Annotated in this window: 16 protein-coding genes; 15 read left to right on the forward strand and 1 reads right to left on the reverse strand. The window is 58.9% G+C overall.

The genetic code is table 11. From position 1 onward, the window contains the following. The first annotated feature begins 38 nt into the window (after positions 1–38). From H7K56_RS05210 to H7K56_RS05220, 3 genes are read left to right on the forward strand one after another with little or no spacing between them, the layout of a single operon-like run. A complete protein-coding gene (locus tag H7K56_RS05210) occupies positions 39–779 on the forward strand; it encodes an amino acid ABC transporter permease (protein ID WP_021508574.1) in 741 nt (246 codons plus the stop codon). Continuing rightward, complete coding sequence (gene gltK, locus H7K56_RS05215; protein ID WP_021508575.1) at positions 779–1456, forward strand: glutamate/aspartate ABC transporter permease GltK; 678 nt, start codon at positions 779–781, stop codon at positions 1454–1456. The genes H7K56_RS05210 and gltK overlap by 1 nt, the downstream gene beginning before the upstream one ends. Continuing rightward, complete coding sequence (locus tag H7K56_RS05220) at positions 1457–2182, forward strand: amino acid ABC transporter ATP-binding protein (RefSeq protein WP_021508576.1); 726 nt, start codon at positions 1457–1459, stop codon at positions 2180–2182. A gap of 434 nt (positions 2183–2616) precedes the next feature. Here H7K56_RS05220 and H7K56_RS05225 read toward each other — a convergent pair whose 3' ends face one another. Further along, complete coding sequence (locus H7K56_RS05225) at positions 2617–3099, reverse strand: zinc ribbon-containing protein (protein ID WP_021508577.1); 483 nt, start codon at positions 3097–3099, stop codon at positions 2617–2619. Positions 3100–3320: 221 nt separating this feature from the next. Here H7K56_RS05225 and leuS point away from each other — a divergent pair, with 221 nt between their 5' ends. The 12 genes from leuS (at position 3321) to lipB (ending at position 15644) form a co-directional block, all read left to right on the forward strand. Then, positions 3321–5903, forward strand: a complete 2583-nt coding sequence (leuS, locus tag H7K56_RS05230; RefSeq protein WP_058769436.1) for a leucine--tRNA ligase — start codon at positions 3321–3323, stop codon at positions 5901–5903. A 14-nt stretch (positions 5904–5917) separates the two neighbouring features. After that, positions 5918–6517 carry an LPS assembly lipoprotein LptE gene (gene lptE / locus H7K56_RS05235; protein ID WP_021508579.1) on the forward strand — a complete coding sequence of 200 codons (600 nt, stop codon included), beginning with the start codon at positions 5918–5920 and terminating at the stop codon, positions 6515–6517. Further along, the gene (gene holA / locus H7K56_RS05240; RefSeq protein ID WP_021508580.1) at positions 6514–7545 is read left to right on the forward strand and encodes a DNA polymerase III subunit delta; all 1032 of its coding nucleotides are present in this window, start codon (positions 6514–6516) and stop codon (positions 7543–7545) included. The genes lptE and holA overlap by 4 nt, the downstream gene beginning before the upstream one ends. Next, the gene (gene nadD / locus H7K56_RS05245; RefSeq protein WP_150360918.1) at positions 7538–8182 is read left to right on the forward strand and encodes a nicotinate-nucleotide adenylyltransferase; all 645 of its coding nucleotides are present in this window, start codon (positions 7538–7540) and stop codon (positions 8180–8182) included. The genes holA and nadD overlap by 8 nt, the downstream gene beginning before the upstream one ends. 92 nt (positions 8183–8274) lie before the next feature. Then, the gene (gene rsfS, locus H7K56_RS05250) at positions 8275–8592 is read left to right on the forward strand and encodes a ribosome silencing factor (RefSeq protein ID WP_021508582.1); all 318 of its coding nucleotides are present in this window, start codon (positions 8275–8277) and stop codon (positions 8590–8592) included. 3 nt (positions 8593–8595) lie between these two features. Then, positions 8596–9066, forward strand: coding sequence for a 23S rRNA (pseudouridine(1915)-N(3))-methyltransferase RlmH (gene rlmH / locus H7K56_RS05255; RefSeq protein WP_058757899.1), 471 nt, complete (start codon positions 8596–8598; stop codon positions 9064–9066). Between the two features lie 34 nt (positions 9067–9100). After that, positions 9101–11005, forward strand: coding sequence for a peptidoglycan DD-transpeptidase MrdA (mrdA, locus tag H7K56_RS05260; RefSeq protein ID WP_021508584.1), 1905 nt, complete (start codon positions 9101–9103; stop codon positions 11003–11005). An 8-nt stretch (positions 11006–11013) separates the two neighbouring features. After that, entirely contained in the window at positions 11014–12126 is a 1113-nt protein-coding gene (gene mrdB, locus H7K56_RS05265; RefSeq protein ID WP_031279886.1) for a peptidoglycan glycosyltransferase MrdB, read from the forward strand. A 10-nt stretch (positions 12127–12136) separates the two neighbouring features. Then, the gene (gene rlpA, locus H7K56_RS05270) at positions 12137–13237 is read left to right on the forward strand and encodes an endolytic peptidoglycan transglycosylase RlpA (RefSeq protein ID WP_021508586.1); all 1101 of its coding nucleotides are present in this window, start codon (positions 12137–12139) and stop codon (positions 13235–13237) included. Positions 13238–13355: 118 nt separating this feature from the next. Further along, entirely contained in the window at positions 13356–14567 is a 1212-nt protein-coding gene (gene dacA / locus H7K56_RS05275) for a D-alanyl-D-alanine carboxypeptidase DacA (RefSeq protein WP_021508587.1), read from the forward strand. A 93-nt stretch (positions 14568–14660) separates the two neighbouring features. Next, on the forward strand, positions 14661–14924 hold the full coding sequence (gene ybeD, locus H7K56_RS05280) for a DUF493 family protein YbeD (RefSeq protein WP_010618866.1): 264 nt from the start codon (positions 14661–14663) through the stop codon (positions 14922–14924). 69 nt (positions 14925–14993) lie between these two features. Continuing rightward, the gene (gene lipB, locus H7K56_RS05285; protein WP_125309959.1) at positions 14994–15644 is read left to right on the forward strand and encodes a lipoyl(octanoyl) transferase LipB; all 651 of its coding nucleotides are present in this window, start codon (positions 14994–14996) and stop codon (positions 15642–15644) included. Positions 15645–15774 lie beyond the last annotated feature (130 nt).

A 15774-nucleotide genomic window follows, 5' to 3' on the forward strand; every position in this document is an offset into this window, starting at 1 on the left:
TGGGTAGCCTCGCTACCCTTTTTTTACCGGAGCTCGTTATGGGTATCGATTGGAACTGGGGCATCTTTTTACAGCAGGCTCCGTTCGGCAATACGACTTACCTCGGCTGGCTGTGGTCCGGATTTCAGGTGACCGTCGCGGTCTCCTGCTGCGCCTGGATTATCGCCTTCCTGGTAGGTTCCTTCTTTGGCATTCTGCGTACCGTGCCTAATCGCTGGCTGTCCACGATTGGCACCTGCTACGTGGAGCTGTTTCGTAATATCCCGCTGATCGTGCAGTTCTTCTTCTGGTATCTGGTGGCGCCAGAACTGGTCGGGGAGAAGCTCGGCATGTGGTTTAAGGCTGAACTGGACCCGAACATCCAGTTTTTCCTCTCTTCGACCATCTGTCTCGGTCTGTTCACCGCCGCACGCGTGTGTGAGCAGGTGCGCGCCGCGATTCAGTCGCTGCCGCGCGGCCAGAAAAACGCCGGTCTGGCGATGGGCCTGACGCTGCCGCAGACCTACCGCTACGTGCTGCTGCCTAACGCCTATCGCGTGATTGTGCCGCCGATGACCTCGGAAATGCTTAACCTGGTGAAGAACTCCGCCATCGCCTCTACCATCGGTCTGGTCGACCTGGCGGCGCAGGCGGGCAAGCTGCTGGATTACTCGGCGCATGCCTATGAATCTTTCACCGCTATCACCCTGGCCTACGTCGGTATTAACCTGGTGATCATGCTGATTATGAGTCTGGTAGAACGCAAAATCCGCCTGCCCGGCAACCTGGGAGGCAAATAATGTACGATTTTGACTGGAGTTCGATTCCGCCCAGCCTGCCCTATCTGCTGAACGGCATGATCATTACGCTGAAAATCACGGCGGTGGCGGTGGTGTTTGGCATTATCTGGGGCACTATTCTGGCGGTGATGCGTTTGTCCGCGTTCGCCCCGATCCGCTGGTTCGCCAAACTGTATGTAAACCTGTTCCGCTCGGTGCCGCTGGTGATGGTGCTGCTGTGGTTCTATCTGGTGGTCCCCAGCTTCCTGCAACAGGTGCTTGGGCTGTCGCCGAAAACCGATATCCGGCTGATCTCCGCCATGGTGGCGTTCGCGCTGTTTGAAGCCGCCTACTACTCGGAGATTATCCGCGCCGGCATCCAGAGCATCTCGCGCGGCCAGTCCAACGCCGCGCTGGCGCTGGGCATGACGCAGTGGCAGTCGATGAAGCTGATCATCCTGCCGCAGGCGTTCCGCGCCATGGTGCCGCTGCTGCTGACGCAGGGCATCGTGCTGTTCCAGGATACCTCGCTGGTGTATGTGTTAAGCCTGGCGGACTTCTTCCGTACCGCGTCCACCATTGGTGAACGTGACGGTACCCAGGTTGAAATGGTTCTGTTTGCCGGTCTGGTCTATTTCGTGATCAGCCTGAGCGCTTCGCTGTTGGTTAGCTATCTGAAAAGAAAAAGGACGGTTTAAATGATTAGCCTGAAAAATGTTTCTAAGTGGTATGGGCACTTTCAGGTGCTGACCGACTGCTCCACCGAGGTGAAGAAAGGTGAAGTGGTGGTGGTCTGCGGGCCGTCCGGTTCCGGCAAATCGACGCTGATTAAAACGGTGAACGGACTGGAGCCCGTGCAGCAGGGTAGCATTCAGGTGAACGGCACCGAAGTGAACAACAAGAAAACCAATCTTGCCCAGTTGCGCAGCAAAGTGGGCATGGTGTTCCAGCACTTCGAACTGTTCCCGCACCTCAGCATCATTGATAACCTGGTGCTGGCGCAGGTGAAAGTGCTGAAGCGTGACAAAACTGCCGCGCGCGAGAAAGGTCTTGCGCTGCTGAAGCGCGTGGGTCTGGCGGCGCATGCGGAGAAATTCCCTGGTCAGCTGTCTGGCGGTCAGCAGCAGCGCGTCGCCATCGCCCGTGCGCTGTGCATGGATCCTATCGCCATGCTGTTCGATGAACCGACTTCCGCACTGGATCCGGAGATGATCAACGAAGTGCTGGATGTGATGGTGGAGTTAGCCAACGAGGGCATGACGATGATGGTGGTGACGCACGAGATGGGCTTTGCACGCAAAGTGGCGAATCGCGTCATCTTTATGGATGAAGGGAAGATCGTTGAAGACACCAACAAGGATGACTTCTTCAGCAATCCGCAGTCCGAACGTGCCAAAGACTTCCTGGCGAAAATCCTGCACTAATACCCACAATGCTGGCGGTCCACGGACCGCCAGCGTCAGGGCTTGTCTTGCCCCTCCTGCCCTTCACCAAAATCGATATATTGCTGCTGTGATGTGGTACCCGACTGCGCAAGGCATAGCGTCTTGCCGCACCGGCATGAATCCTCCTGGAGCCTGCCGCCGCGCCTTCCCTGGCGCGGAGGCTGCCGCAAGGCGCTATGCCTTGCGCACCATTAAGCTTCATCATCGCGGTAACTAAATGCGCGCATACCGCCGCACCTGTTTTTTACGGCAGAAGGGATCCTGAACTAAGCCGGACGTCACGCGGCAGGGATGCCGCGTGTCGAGGCACGCAGGGATGCGGGTTTTGCCGATCCGGGCGTGTTCAGGTTCCCTTCTGACAGTCCGCACGCCTTCAGCAACAATACTTTTTTGCTTCAGAGCACGGTGATAATTCAGGGCTCAAACGGCTGACGCTGGAACTGATCGTGGCCGCACTCCGGGCAGCGCGTCAGGCTCTCCGGGGTGTAAATCGCCCGGGTAAAGCCGCACTTTTCACACACCAGGTTACCCAGTCCCACCACTTCGCCGCTCTGATACACGCCGTGATGCCGCAGATCCTGGAACACTTCGCGCCACTCCAGCTGGCTCTTATCGGTGATATCGGCCAGCTCTTTCCACAGGCTTTCACGGATCACCCGCAGAAACACTGAATCGCCGAGCGCTTCGCTGGATTCCTGATAGCTGAGCGCGAACTCGTGCAAATCGCGCCGCACCGCGCGCATGACCTCGTCGACTTCGGCGGTGGTCAGCGTCTGTTTCTGCAGCAGCGCACTACGCGCCTCGGCGACCAGTGCGTCGACATCACGCTCGCCACGCTCCAGCCGCTGGGTTAATGCTGCTACCGTTGCACGATACTCCTGCGCCACATTATTCATTTTGTTCTCCTTTCCGCTGCGGATGCTGAGTTAAGTTTAGCCGCTTTGCCATATTTGCTGCGCTTAGCGCAGAGGAAATCGCAAAAGGGTGAAAGCGCTGGCGCATTCCGCACAAATCACGCCGCCGGAGGGCGTCAATTGTTGTTGAGGGGCGGCCTTATGGGTATGCTATGCGGATCAAAAGTGTTTAAAAAACGATTTCACAAGGACCACAGGCAGCCATGCAAGAGCAATACCGCCCGGAAGAGATAGAATCCCGCGTCCAGCAGCACTGGGACGAAAACGAAACCTTCAAAGTGACCGAGCAGGAAGGCAAAGAGAAATACTACTGCCTGTCTATGCTGCCCTATCCTTCTGGCCGCCTGCACATGGGCCACGTGCGTAACTACACCATTGGCGATGTAATTGCGCGCTACCAGCGCATGCTGGGCAAAAACGTCCTGCAGCCGATTGGCTGGGATGCCTTTGGCCTGCCCGCCGAAGGGGCGGCGGTGAAAAACAACACTGCGCCAGCGCCCTGGACCTACGACAACATCGAATACATGAAAAACCAGCTGAAACTGCTGGGCTTCGGCTATGACTGGAGTCGCGAACTGGCGACCTGTCAGCCTGAGTATTACCGTTGGGAACAGTGGTTCTTCACCAAACTGTACGAAAAAGGTCTGGTCTACAAAAAAACCTCCGCGGTCAACTGGTGCCCGAACGACCAGACCGTACTGGCGAACGAACAGGTGATCGATGGCTGCTGCTGGCGCTGCGACACCAAAGTCGAACGCAAAGAGATCCCGCAGTGGTTCGTGAAAATCACCGATTACGCCGAAGAGCTGCTCAACGACCTCGATAAGCTGGAAGACTGGCCGGAGCAGGTCAAGACCATGCAGCGCAACTGGATTGGCCGTTCTGAAGGTGTCGAGATCACCTTTGACGTGGCCAACAGCGCGGAAAAAGTCACGGTTTACACCACCCGTCCGGACACCTTCATGGGGGCAACCTATGTCGCCGTGGCAGCCGGTCATCCTCTGGCACGCCAGGCTGCCGTCAACAACCCGGCGCTGGCTGACTTCATTGCTGAATGCAGCAACACCAAAGTCGCCGAAGCGGACATGGCCACGATGGAGAAGAAAGGCATGGCCACCGGCCTGCACGCTATCCATCCGCTGACGGGCGAGGAGATTCCGGTCTGGGTCGCTAACTTCGTGCTGATGGAGTACGGCACCGGTGCCGTGATGGCCGTACCGGGTCATGACCAGCGCGACTGGGAATTCGCCACCAAATATGATCTCAACATCAAGCCGGTGGTACTCAACCTCGACGGTACCGCGCCGGATATCAGCGCCGCAGCGATGACCGAAAAAGGCACGCTGTTCAACTCCGGCGAGTTTGACGGTCTGGACCACGACGCCGGCTTCAATGCCATCGCCGATGCGCTGGCGGCCAAAGGCGTCGGCGTGCGTAAAGTGAACTATCGCCTGCGCGACTGGGGTGTGTCACGCCAGCGCTACTGGGGTGCGCCAATTCCGATGGTGACGCTGGAAGATGGCACCGTGATGCCAACCCCAGAAGATCAGCTGCCGGTAATTCTGCCGGAAGACGTGGTCATGGACGGTATCACCAGCCCAATCAAAGCCGATCCGGAGTGGGCAAAAACCACCGTTAACGGTCAGCCGGCGCTGCGTGAAACCGACACCTTCGACACCTTTATGGAATCATCGTGGTACTACGCGCGTTACACCTGTGCGAACTACAACGAAGGCATGCTGGATCCGGCGGCAGCGAACTACTGGCTGCCGGTCGATCAGTATGTGGGCGGTATCGAACACGCCATCATGCACCTGATGTATTTCCGCTTCTACCACAAGCTGCTGCGCGACGCGGGCCTGGTCAACTCTGACGAGCCGGCCAAACGCCTGCTGTGCCAGGGCATGGTACTGGCAGACGCCTTCTATTACGTCGGCGCCAACGGCGAGCGCAACTGGGTTTCTCCGGTTGACGTTAACGTCGAGCGCGACGAAAAAGGCCGCATCACCAAAGCCATCGACAATCAGGGCCGCGAAGTGATCTACGCGGGCATGAGCAAAATGTCGAAGTCCAAAAACAACGGCATCGACCCGCAGCTGATGGTTGAGCGCTACGGCGCAGATACCGTGCGTCTGTTCATGATGTTTGCCTCCCCGGCGGAAATGACGCTGGAGTGGCAGGAGTCAGGCGTGGAAGGCGCTAACCGCTTCCTGAAACGCGTATGGAAGCTGGCGTACGATCACGTGGCTAAAGGCGCGACCGTGGCGCTGGATGTCAACGCGCTCAACGATGAGCAGAAAGCGCTGCGTCGCGATCTGCACAAAACCATCGCCAAAGTGGCGGATGACATCGGCCGTCGTCAGACCTTCAACACCGCGATTGCGGCGATCATGGAGCTGATGAACAAACTGCTGCGCGCGCCGCAGGAGAGCGAACAGGATCGCGCCCTGATGCAGGAAGCGCTGGTCGCCGTAACGCGCCTGCTCTACCCATTCACCCCGCACGCCAGCTACGTGCTGTGGCAGGCACTGGGTGGCGAAGGCAGCATCGACGACGCCAGCTGGCCGGTTGCCGATGAAGCAGCAATGGTAGAGGATTCGCTGCTGGTGGTGGTGCAGGTCAACGGTAAAGTGCGTGGTAAAATTACCGTGGCGCCGGATGCGACGCAGGAACAGGTGCAGGCGCGTGCGGCACAGGAGCATCTGGTGGCGAAATATCTCGATGGCGTCACCCTTCGTAAAGTGATTTATGTCCCTGGCAAACTGCTTAACCTGGTCGTAGGTTAAGTTCAGGAGGAACTGTGCGACAACTCGTTATCAGGCTGTTTGTCCTGCTGGCAGTGCTGGTCACTGCCGGCTGTGGTTTTCATCCGCGCGGCACCACGCAGGTGCCACCGGAAATGAAAACGCTGATCGTCCAGAGCGGCGATCCGTATGGCCCGCTGGCGCGCACCGTGCGTCAGCAGCTGCGCATCAACGATGTCAAAATCGTTGAAGACAGCAAAGCGGCCAGTGCGCAATACCCGACGCTGCGTCTCGGCGCGGAGAGTCAGGGACGCGACACCGCGTCGGTATTCATCAGCGGCACCACCGCCGAATACTCGCTGGTGATGACCGTCAGCGCGCAGGTGTTGCTGCCGGGTAAAGGCATTTATCCGATCAGCACCACGGTGTACCGTTCGTTCTTCGACAACCCGAACGCCGCGCTGGCGAAGGATGCCGAGCAGGATATGATCGTGCAGGAGATGCGTCAGCGCGCCGCCGAGCAGCTGGTGCGTAAGCTGCTGACGGTGCACGCCGCGCAGGAGAGCAACAAAGAGACGCTGCCGCAACCTGAAGTGATTGCGCCAGGTGCGGACTCACCGGAAGTGCCCTCCTCGTCAGCCACCAGTCTGCAATGATCAGGATCTATCCTGAACAACTGCGCGCGCAGCTTCGAGAGGGGCTGCGCGCCTGTTATTTTCTCACCGGTAATGAACCCCTGCTGATTCAGGAGAGCGCAGATGCCATCCGCGCCGCCGCCGCTCAGCAGGGCTTCGACGAGCATTTTTCCGTCAGCGTTGATGCGCAGACTGACTGGGAGGCGATTTTCGCCAGCTGTCAGTCGCTGAGCCTGTTCACACAGCGCCAGACGCTGACGCTGCAACTGCCGGAAAACGGCCCCAATGCCGCCATCGCCGAACAGCTGGTGAAACTGGCCGCGCTGCTGCACAGCGACATTATGCTGGTGCTGCGGATGGCGAAGCTGACCAAAGCGCAGGAAAACAGCGCCTGGTTCAAAGCGCTCAGCGCCAGTGCGGTGCTGGTGCCGTGCCAGACGCCGGAACAGGCGCAGCTGCCGCGCTGGGTAGCCGCCCGCGCGAAAGCCCTGCAGCTGAGTATTGATGACGCGGCAATTCAGCTGCTCTGCTACTGTTATGAAGGTAATCTGCTGGCGCTGGCCCAGGCGCTGGAGCGGCTGTCGCTGCTGTGGCCGGACGGCAAACTGACGCTGCCCCGCGTGGAAGAAGCGGTGAACGATGCCGCGCATTTCACGCCGTTTCACTGGGTTGATGCGCTGCTGGCCGGCAAGAGCAAACGCGCGCTGCACATTTTGCGTCAGTTGCAAAAAGAGGACAGCGAAGTGGTGATTCTGCTGCGCACGCTGCAGCGCGATCTGCTGACGCTACTGCAGCTGCAACGCCAGCAGGCGAAGCAGCCGCTGCGCACGCTGATGGATCAACAGCGTATCTGGCAGAACCGCCGTGCCCTGTTCACTGAAGCGCTGCAGCGACTGGATGCGCAACGGCTGCAGCAAGCGGTGCATCTGCTGGCTCAACTCGAACTGACCATGAAGCAGGACTACGGTCAGAATCTGTGGCCGCAGCTGGAGACGCTGTCATTGCTGCTGTGCCATCGTGATTTTCCGCTGGGTTTAACCGATGTCTGACCTTTACGCGCTGTTTGGCGGCACTTTCGATCCAATTCATTTCGGCCATCTGCGTCCGGTCACCGCGCTGGCGCAGCAGGTTGGCCTGCAAAAAGTGACGCTGCTGCCGAACAACGTGCCGCCGCACCGGCCACAGCCGGAAGCCAGCGCACAACAGCGCGTGGCGATGCTGCGCTGCGCCATTGCCGATCGTCCGCTATTTGATATCGACACGCGCGAGCTGACGCGCACCACGCCGTCATGGACGGTGGACACGCTGGAAACCCTGCGCGCCGAGCGCGGTGCACAACAGCCCCTGGGGTTTATCATCGGTCAGGATTCTCTGCTAACGTTAGGAAAATGGCATCGCTGGCAGGAGCTGCTGTCGCTGTGTCACCTGCTGGTTTGTCAGCGTCCAGGCTACGCCGCGCAGATGGCTACGCCAGAGATGCAGCAGTGGCTGGATGCGCACCGCGCGCATGAAGTGCAGCAGCTGCATCGCGCACCAGCAGGCCACATCTGGCTGGCCGACACGCCGCTGTTCGACATTTCTGCCACTGAGATTCGCCAGCGCCGCCATCATGGCCTGGACTGCGCCGATCTGCTGCCGGCGGCGGTGATCGACTACATCGATCGCGCGGGCTTATATCGCGATTGATCGCCGCGTGCTATACTGCGCCGCTTCATTTTTGGCTGCGTTTTCCGGGGCATTCAGCCTGCCCATAATCACCTGTTTTTAAGGGGAACCTTTTGCAAGGCAAAGCACTCCAAGAGTTCGTTATTGATAAGATTGATGATCTCAAAGGCCAGGACATCGTTGCGATTGATGTGCAGGGCAAATCCAGTATCACCGATTGCATGATTATCTGTACCGGGACCTCCAACCGTCACGTCTCCTCCATCGCTGACCATGTGATGCAGGAATCGCGCGCGGCTGGCCTGAAACCGCTCGGCGTCGACGGCAAAGCGGCTGCTGACTGGGTTGTGGTCGATCTCGGTGAAGTGATCGTGCACGTGATGCAGGAAGAGAGCCGCCAGCTGTATGAGCTGGAAAAGCTCTGGAGCTAAACGTTGAAACTGCAGCTTGTCGCCGTCGGCACCAAAATGCCCGACTGGGTTCAGACCGGTTTCATGGAGTACCTGCGTCGCTTTCCCAAAGATATGCCGTTTGAGCTGACTGAAGTGCCGGCCGGTAAACGCGGCAAAAACGCCGACATCAAACGCATTCTGGAAAAAGAGGGTGAAGCGATGCTGGCGGCGGTGGGCAAAGGCAACCGCATTGTGACGCTGGATATTCCCGGACAGCCGTGGGAAACGCCGCAGCTGGCGCAGCAGTTAGAGCGCTGGAAGCTGGACGGGCGTGATGTCAGCCTGCTGATTGGTGGGCCGGAAGGTCTGGCGCCGGCGTGTAAAGCGGCAGCCGAGCAGAGCTGGTCACTGTCCGCGTTAACGCTGCCGCACCCGCTGGTGCGTGTGCTGGTGGCGGAAAGCCTGTATCGTGCCTGGAGTATTACCACCAATCACCCTTATCACCGTGAATAAACGCCTGACAACCTCCAGACAATAAACGCAGCGGATGAAATTACAGAGCAACGCTTTTCGCGATTACACTGCCGAACAGAAACTGTTTGTCCGCCGCGCCCTGGTGGCCTTTGTCGGCATCCTGCTGCTCTCCAGCGTGCTGGTGGTCAATCTGTATCATCTGCAGATCCTGCGCTTCGACGACTACAGCACCCGTTCAAACGAAAACCGCATCAAACTGGTGCCGGTTGCCCCCAGCCGCGGCATCATCTATGACCGCAACGGTGTGCCGCTGGCGCTCAATCGCACCATTTACCAGGCCGAGCTGGTGCCGGAAAAAGTCGATGACCTGAAGCAGACGCTGCAGGATCTGCGGCCGGTGCTGGATTTGACCGACGACGATATCGATGCGTTTGAAAAAGAGCGCAAGCGCTCGCGCCGCTTTACCTCGATTCCGGTCAAAACCGGCCTGAATGAAGTGCAGGTCGCGCGCTTTGCAGTGAACCAGTACCGTTTCCCGGGCGTGGAAGTGAAAGGCTACCAGCGCCGCTACTACCCTTACGGCCAGACGCTGACGCACGTGGTGGGCTACGTCTCGAAAATCAACGATCGTGACGTCAAGCGCCTTGATGAAGAAGGCAAATGGCCGAACTACGCCGCCACCCACGACATCGGTAAGCTCGGCATCGAAAACTATTACGAAGATGTGCTGCACGGCAAAACCGGTTACGAAGAGGTTGAAGTCAACAACCGCGGTCGCGTGATCCGTCAGCTGCATGAGCAGTCACCGCAGGCCGGACGCGATATCTGGTTAACCATCGATCTCAAGCTACAGCAGTACATCGAAACCCTGCTGACCGGCAGCCGCGCCGCCGTGGTGGTGAGCGATCCGCGCACCGGTGAGATTCTCGCGCTGGTCTCCACACCCAGTTACGATCCGAATCTGTTTGTCGATGGTATTTCGAGTAAAGATTATAAGGCGCTGCTCGGCGATGAGAACCGCCCGCTGTATAACCGTGCGCTGCAGGCATCGTATCCGCCAGCTTCCACGGTTAAACCTTATGTGGCGGTCTCAGCGCTCAGCGCCGGCGTGATCAACCGCAATACCAGCCTGTTCGATCCGGGCTGGTGGCAGCTGCCGGGCTCGGAAAAACGCTACCGCGACTGGAAAAAGTGGGGCCACGGTCGCCTCAACGTCACCAAATCGCTGGAAGAGTCGGCGGATACCTTCTTCTATCAGGTGGCCTATGACATGGGCATCGACCGCCTGTCGGAGTGGATGACCAAATTCGGCTACGGCCACCGTACCGGTATCGACCTGCCGCAGGAGAGCCCCGGTAACATGCCGACGCGCGAATGGAAGATGAAGCGCTTCAAGAAGCCGTGGTATCAGGGCGATACCATTCCGGTCGGTATCGGCCAGGGCTACTGGACGGCGACCCCGGTGCAGATGAACAAAGCGCTGATGATCCTGATTAACGACGGCGTGATTAAAGTGCCGCACCTGCTGCGTGCCACCCGTGAAGGCAACAGCATGGTGCCGTATCGCCAGCCGCCGGATGCGCCGATTGGCGACATTCACTCCGGCTACTGGGAGATCGCCAAAGACGGGATGTATGGCGTGGCCAACCGCGCCAACGGCACCGCGCATAAAAGCTTTGCCGATGCACCGTACAAGATTGCGGCGAAATCCGGTACCGCACAGGTGTTTGGCCTGAAAGAGAATGAGACTTACAACGCGCATAAAATTGCCGAACGGCTGCGTGACCATAAGCTGATGACCGCCTTCGCGCCGTACGACAAGCCGCGCGTCGCCGTCACCATGATTCTGGAAAACGGCGGTGCCGGCCCGGCGGTGGGCACCGTGATGCGCCAGATTCTCGACCACATAATGCTGGGCGACAACAATACCGTGCTGCCAGAAGCCGCACCCATGCCGCCCGGCTACGAAGGTGAATAACGATGTCGATGAACGATAGTCCCCAGAAAAGAACGATCTGGACGCGTATCCATATCGACCCGCTGTTTATGCTGATCATCATCAGCCTGCTGGCCTACAGCGCCATTGTTATCTGGAGCGCCAGCGGCCAGGATCCGGGCATGATGGAGCGCAAGCTCGGGCAGATTGCCATGGGCACCATCATCATGCTGGTGATGGCGCAGGTGCCGCCGCGCGTGTATGAAAGCTGGGCGCCCTACCTCTACATTGTCTGTGTGATTTTGCTGGTGGCGGTCGATGCCTTCGGCCACATCAGTAAAGGGGCACAGCGCTGGCTGGATCTCGGTTTTGTGCGCTTTCAGCCGTCGGAAATCGCTAAAATCGCCGTGCCGCTGATGGTGGCACGCTTCATCAACCGCGATGTCTGCCCGCCGACGCTGAAAAACACCGGCATCGCGCTGGTGCTGATTTTCATGCCGACGCTGCTGGTGGCGGCGCAGCCGGACCTCGGTACTTCCATTCTGATCGCCGCCTCCGGCCTGTTTGTGCTGTTCCTCTCGGGCATGAGCTGGAAGCTGATTGGCGTGGCCGTGCTGCTGGTGGCGGCGTTCATCCCGATTCTGTGGTTCTTCCTGATGCACGATTATCAGCGCGACCGTGTGATGATGCTGCTCGATCCGGAGAGCGATCCGCTCGGTGCCGGCTACCACATTATTCAGTCCAAGATTGCTATCGGCTCCGGCGGCCTGCGCGGCAAAGGCTGGCTGCATGGCACCCAGTCGCAGCTGGAGTTTCTGCCCGAACGTCACACCGACTTTATCTTCGCGGTGCTGGCGGAAGAGCTCGGCCTGGTGGGCGTCCTGCTGCTGCTGGTGCTTTATCTGCTGCTGATCATGCGCGGGCTGGTGATTGCCGCACGCGCGCAAACCACCTTTGGTCGCGTGATGTCCGGCGGCCTGATGCTGATTCTGTTTGTGTATGTTTTCGTTAACATTGGCATGGTTAGTGGTATCTTACCGGTGGTTGGCGTGCCGCTGCCGCTGGTGAGCTACGGCGGATCGGCGCTGATTGTGTTAATGGCCGGATTTGGCATCGTGATGTCGATCCACACTCATCGAAAAATGTTATCTAAAAGCGTTTAAGAGGCTGCACATGCGTAAGGACTGGCTTGGGGTTGCTCTGGCATCACTGGTACTGGCTGCCTGTTCCACACCGGAACAGCAGACGAACACGGCCCCGCCGCAGCCGGCCTACAATGGCCCGGTGGTGGAGATTCCCGGCGTGGAGCCGCGCTATGAGCCGATCAATCCTTCTACCAGCCAGGACTACAGCGTCAACGGCAAAACCTACCGGGTGATTAAAGATCCGTCTAACTACAGTGAAGTTGGTCTGGCAACCTGGTACGGCGAAGAGGCGCAGGGCAACCGCACCGCGCTGGGTGAAACCTACGATCCGGACGCGTTAAGCGCCGCACACCCTACCCTGCCGCTGCCAAGCTACGTGCGCGTCACCAACCTGGCTAACGGCCGGCAGATTGTGGTGCGCGTCAACGATCGCGGCCCTTACACGCCGGGCCGGATTATCGACCTGTCGCGCGCCGCGGGCGATCGCCTGAATATTTCCAATAACACCCGCGTACGGGTGGATTACATCAAAGTAGCACCGGACGGTTCGGTGTCCGGCCCGGGCACCATCGGCACCACCGTGGCCAAACAGAGCTATGCGCTGCCGGCGCGCCCTGACCTGAGCGGCGGCATGGTGATGACCGGCGCCAGCAGCGCGCCAGCGCCTGCCGCACAGGATGTCCGCGCGGTGGATAACAGTTCACTGCAGAGCAACGGCAACATCGGTGCACCGGTGCAGAGCAGCGGCTTTCTCGGCGCACCGCAGCCGTTAGCCAGCGGCGTACTGGAAGGCAGCGCGCCGGCCACACCGGTTGTCGCCAGCCCTGCCGCACCAGCTGCGGCAGCGGCAGCGAGTCCGGCTCTGGCCAGCCATAACGCCAGCGCCCATGCCGGCAGCGGTTTTGTGGTACAGGTTGGCGCCCTGAATGATGCCGCACGCGCCCGGCAGATGGCGGACAGCCTTGGCCAGCGCTTTGGTGTACCCGGCGCGGTGGAAGCCAATGGCAACGTCTACCGCGTGCAGCTTGGCGGTTTCAGCAGCCGGGCTCAGGCCGCGGCGCTGCAGCAGCGTCTGAGCACTGAAGCGCAGATCAGCTCCTTTATTACCACGGCCCGCCCGTCAATGTGACGGGCCGTGCCCTTGCCTGCTGACACTGAGGCATAAAGCCAGATGTCGCACGATGGCAGCTTTGCTATAGTAAGGCACTTTTTTCACTCTTAACCCCACGGATGCTGTAGTCCTGAACATGAATACGCTGAAACCTTCTCGTTTTCTGAAACGCCTGACAGTGGGATCACTGGTCGCTCTCTCCCTCAGCCACGTTGCCTTTGCAGATGATGTTAATCTGAAAACCATGATTCCGGGCGTGCCGGACATCGATGCCGAAGCTTACGTGCTGATCGACTATAACTCCGGCAAAGTGCTGGCGGAAAAGAACGCGGACGCGCGCCGCGACCCGGCCAGTCTGACCAAAATGATGACCAGCTACGTCATCGGCCAGGCGGTCAAAGCGGGCAAAATCCATCAGGATGACATTGTTACCGTCGGTAAAGATGCCTGGGCAACCGGCAATCCGGTGTTCAAAGGCTCCTCGCTGATGTTCCTCAAGCCGGGCGATCGCGTACCGGTCTCTCAGCTGACGCGCGGTATTGTGCTGCAGTCCGGTAACGACGCCTGCGTGGCGATGGCCGATTACGTCGCCGGCAGCCAGGACGCGTTCGTTAACCTGATGAACAACTACGTGGGCGCGCTGGGCCTGAAAAATACCCATTTCCAGACCGTGCACGGTCTTGATGCTGATGGTCAGTACAGTACGGCGCGTGACATGGCGCTGATTGGCCAGGCGCTGATTCGCGATGTGCCGGATGAGTACGCGGTCTACAGAGAGAAAGAGTTCACCTTTAATAACATCCGCCAGATGAACCGTAACGGCCTGCTGTGGGATACCAGCCTGAACGTCGACGGCATCAAAACCGGCCACACCGAAGCCGCCGGCTACAACCTGGTGGCGTCAGCGACCGAAGGCCAGATGCGTCTGATCTCGGCGGTGATGGGCGGTCACACCTTCAAAGGCCGTGAAACCGAAAGTAAAAAGCTGCTGACCTGGGGCTTCCGCTTTTTCGAAACCGTGGCACCGCTGAAGGCGGGCAAAGAGTTTGCGTCTGAGCCGGTATGGTTTGGCAACAGCGATCGCGTGCAGCTCGGCGTGGAAAAAGATGCCTACCTGACCATCCCGCGCGGCCGCATGAAAGACCTCAAGGCCAGTTACGTGCTGAACAACACCGAACTGCACGCGCCGCTGCAGAAAAACCAGGTCGTGGGCAGCATCAACTTCCAGCTGGATGGTAAAACCATTGAACAGCGTCCGCTGGTGGTGCTGAACGAAGTGCAGGAAGGCGGTTTCTTCAGCCGCATCATCGATTACATCAAACTGATGTTCCATCACTGGTTCGGCTAAGGCGCGCTTGAAAAATCGCCAATCCGTCCCCAGATAAGCTACTATATTGCTCCCGCTTCGGCGGGAGCCTGTTTTTTATGCACCGGAGTTAATATGAAAACCAAACTGAATGAACTGCTCGAATTCCCGACGCCTTTTACCTACAAAGTGATGGGCCTGGCGCAACCGGAGCTGGTTGATCAAGTGGTTGAAGTGGTGCAGCGTCATGCGCCCGGCGACTACAGCCCTGACGTGAAGCCCAGCAGCAAAGGCAATTATCACTCGGTGTCGATCACCATTAACGCCACCCACATCGAACAGGTGGAAACCCTGTACGAAGAGCTGGGCAACATCGAAATCGTGCGCATGGTGCTGTAATGCTGACGCTGGTAAAGGCCGCTTTGCCAGCGTTATACTCTGCCCTCCACTCGCTACCGGACTTCTGCTTTGTCTGCTAATACGCTTCTTGTTCGTCAGCTTGGCCAGCGCGACTGGCAGCCCGTCTCCGATGCCATGCATCACTTTACCGATCGGCGCGACAGCGCCACCGCCGATGAAATCTGGCTGGTGGAACACCCCGCGGTGTTTACTCAGGGCCAGGCGGGCAAAGCCGAACATGTGCTGGTGCCGGGCGATATTCCGGTGGTACAGAGCGATCGCGGCGGCCAGGTAACCTATCATGGCCCGGGCCAGCAGGTGATGTATGTCCTGATTGACGTTAAACGCCGCAAGCTGGGCGTGCGCGATCTGGTCACCGCACTGGAAGAGACGGTCATCGCTACGCTGGCTGATTACGACATCAGCGCGCGTGCGCGTGCGGATGCGCCCGGCGTATACGTTGGCGATGCGAAAATCTGTTCGCTCGGCCTGCGCATCCGCAAAGGCTGCTCGTTTCACGGTCTGGCGCTCAACGTCGCGATGGATCTGGCGCCCTTCCTGCGCATCAATCCCTGCGGCTATGCCGGCATGCAGATGACGCAGATCAGCGCCTTCCGGCCCGACGTCACGCCGGCGGACGTGCAACCGCGCCTGGTGCAGCATTTCGCGCGCCTGACCGGCTTTAGCGACACGGAATGGCATGATGAGGCCGCGTACTGACCTTGACCGTACGTGCGCATTTACAAAATTGTAACTTTCGCCACGGCTTATCGGCTGCTTCTGTCCCGGCGAGATGATATAATTTTTGCAATTTTTTCAAATAAAGTTGAAAGCCTGGTTCTCAGTTTGA

The sequence above is a fragment of the Pantoea dispersa genome, assembly GCF_014155765.1.
Taxonomy (GTDB): domain Bacteria; phylum Pseudomonadota; class Gammaproteobacteria; order Enterobacterales; family Enterobacteriaceae; genus Pantoea; species Pantoea dispersa.

Coding starts and splice junctions, on each gene's coding strand:
- H7K56_RS05225 (WP_021508577.1), bottom strand. CDS start 3,099: ATGAATAATGTGGCGCAGGAGTATCGTGCAACGGTAGCAGCATTAACC.
- nadD (WP_150360918.1), top strand. CDS start 7,538: ATGTCTGACCTTTACGCGCTGTTTGGCGGCACTTTCGATCCAATTCAT.
- mrdA (WP_021508584.1), top strand. CDS start 9,101: ATGAAATTACAGAGCAACGCTTTTCGCGATTACACTGCCGAACAGAAA.
- leuS (WP_058769436.1), top strand. CDS start 3,321: ATGCAAGAGCAATACCGCCCGGAAGAGATAGAATCCCGCGTCCAGCAG.
- gltK (WP_021508575.1), top strand. CDS start 779: ATGTACGATTTTGACTGGAGTTCGATTCCGCCCAGCCTGCCCTATCTG.
- holA (WP_021508580.1), top strand. CDS start 6,514: ATGATCAGGATCTATCCTGAACAACTGCGCGCGCAGCTTCGAGAGGGG.
- rlpA (WP_021508586.1), top strand. CDS start 12,137: ATGCGTAAGGACTGGCTTGGGGTTGCTCTGGCATCACTGGTACTGGCT.
- H7K56_RS05220 (WP_021508576.1), top strand. CDS start 1,457: ATGATTAGCCTGAAAAATGTTTCTAAGTGGTATGGGCACTTTCAGGTG.
- dacA (WP_021508587.1), top strand. CDS start 13,356: ATGAATACGCTGAAACCTTCTCGTTTTCTGAAACGCCTGACAGTGGGA.
- H7K56_RS05210 (WP_021508574.1), top strand. CDS start 39: ATGGGTATCGATTGGAACTGGGGCATCTTTTTACAGCAGGCTCCGTTC.
- mrdB (WP_031279886.1), top strand. CDS start 11,014: ATGAACGATAGTCCCCAGAAAAGAACGATCTGGACGCGTATCCATATC.
- ybeD (WP_010618866.1), top strand. CDS start 14,661: ATGAAAACCAAACTGAATGAACTGCTCGAATTCCCGACGCCTTTTACC.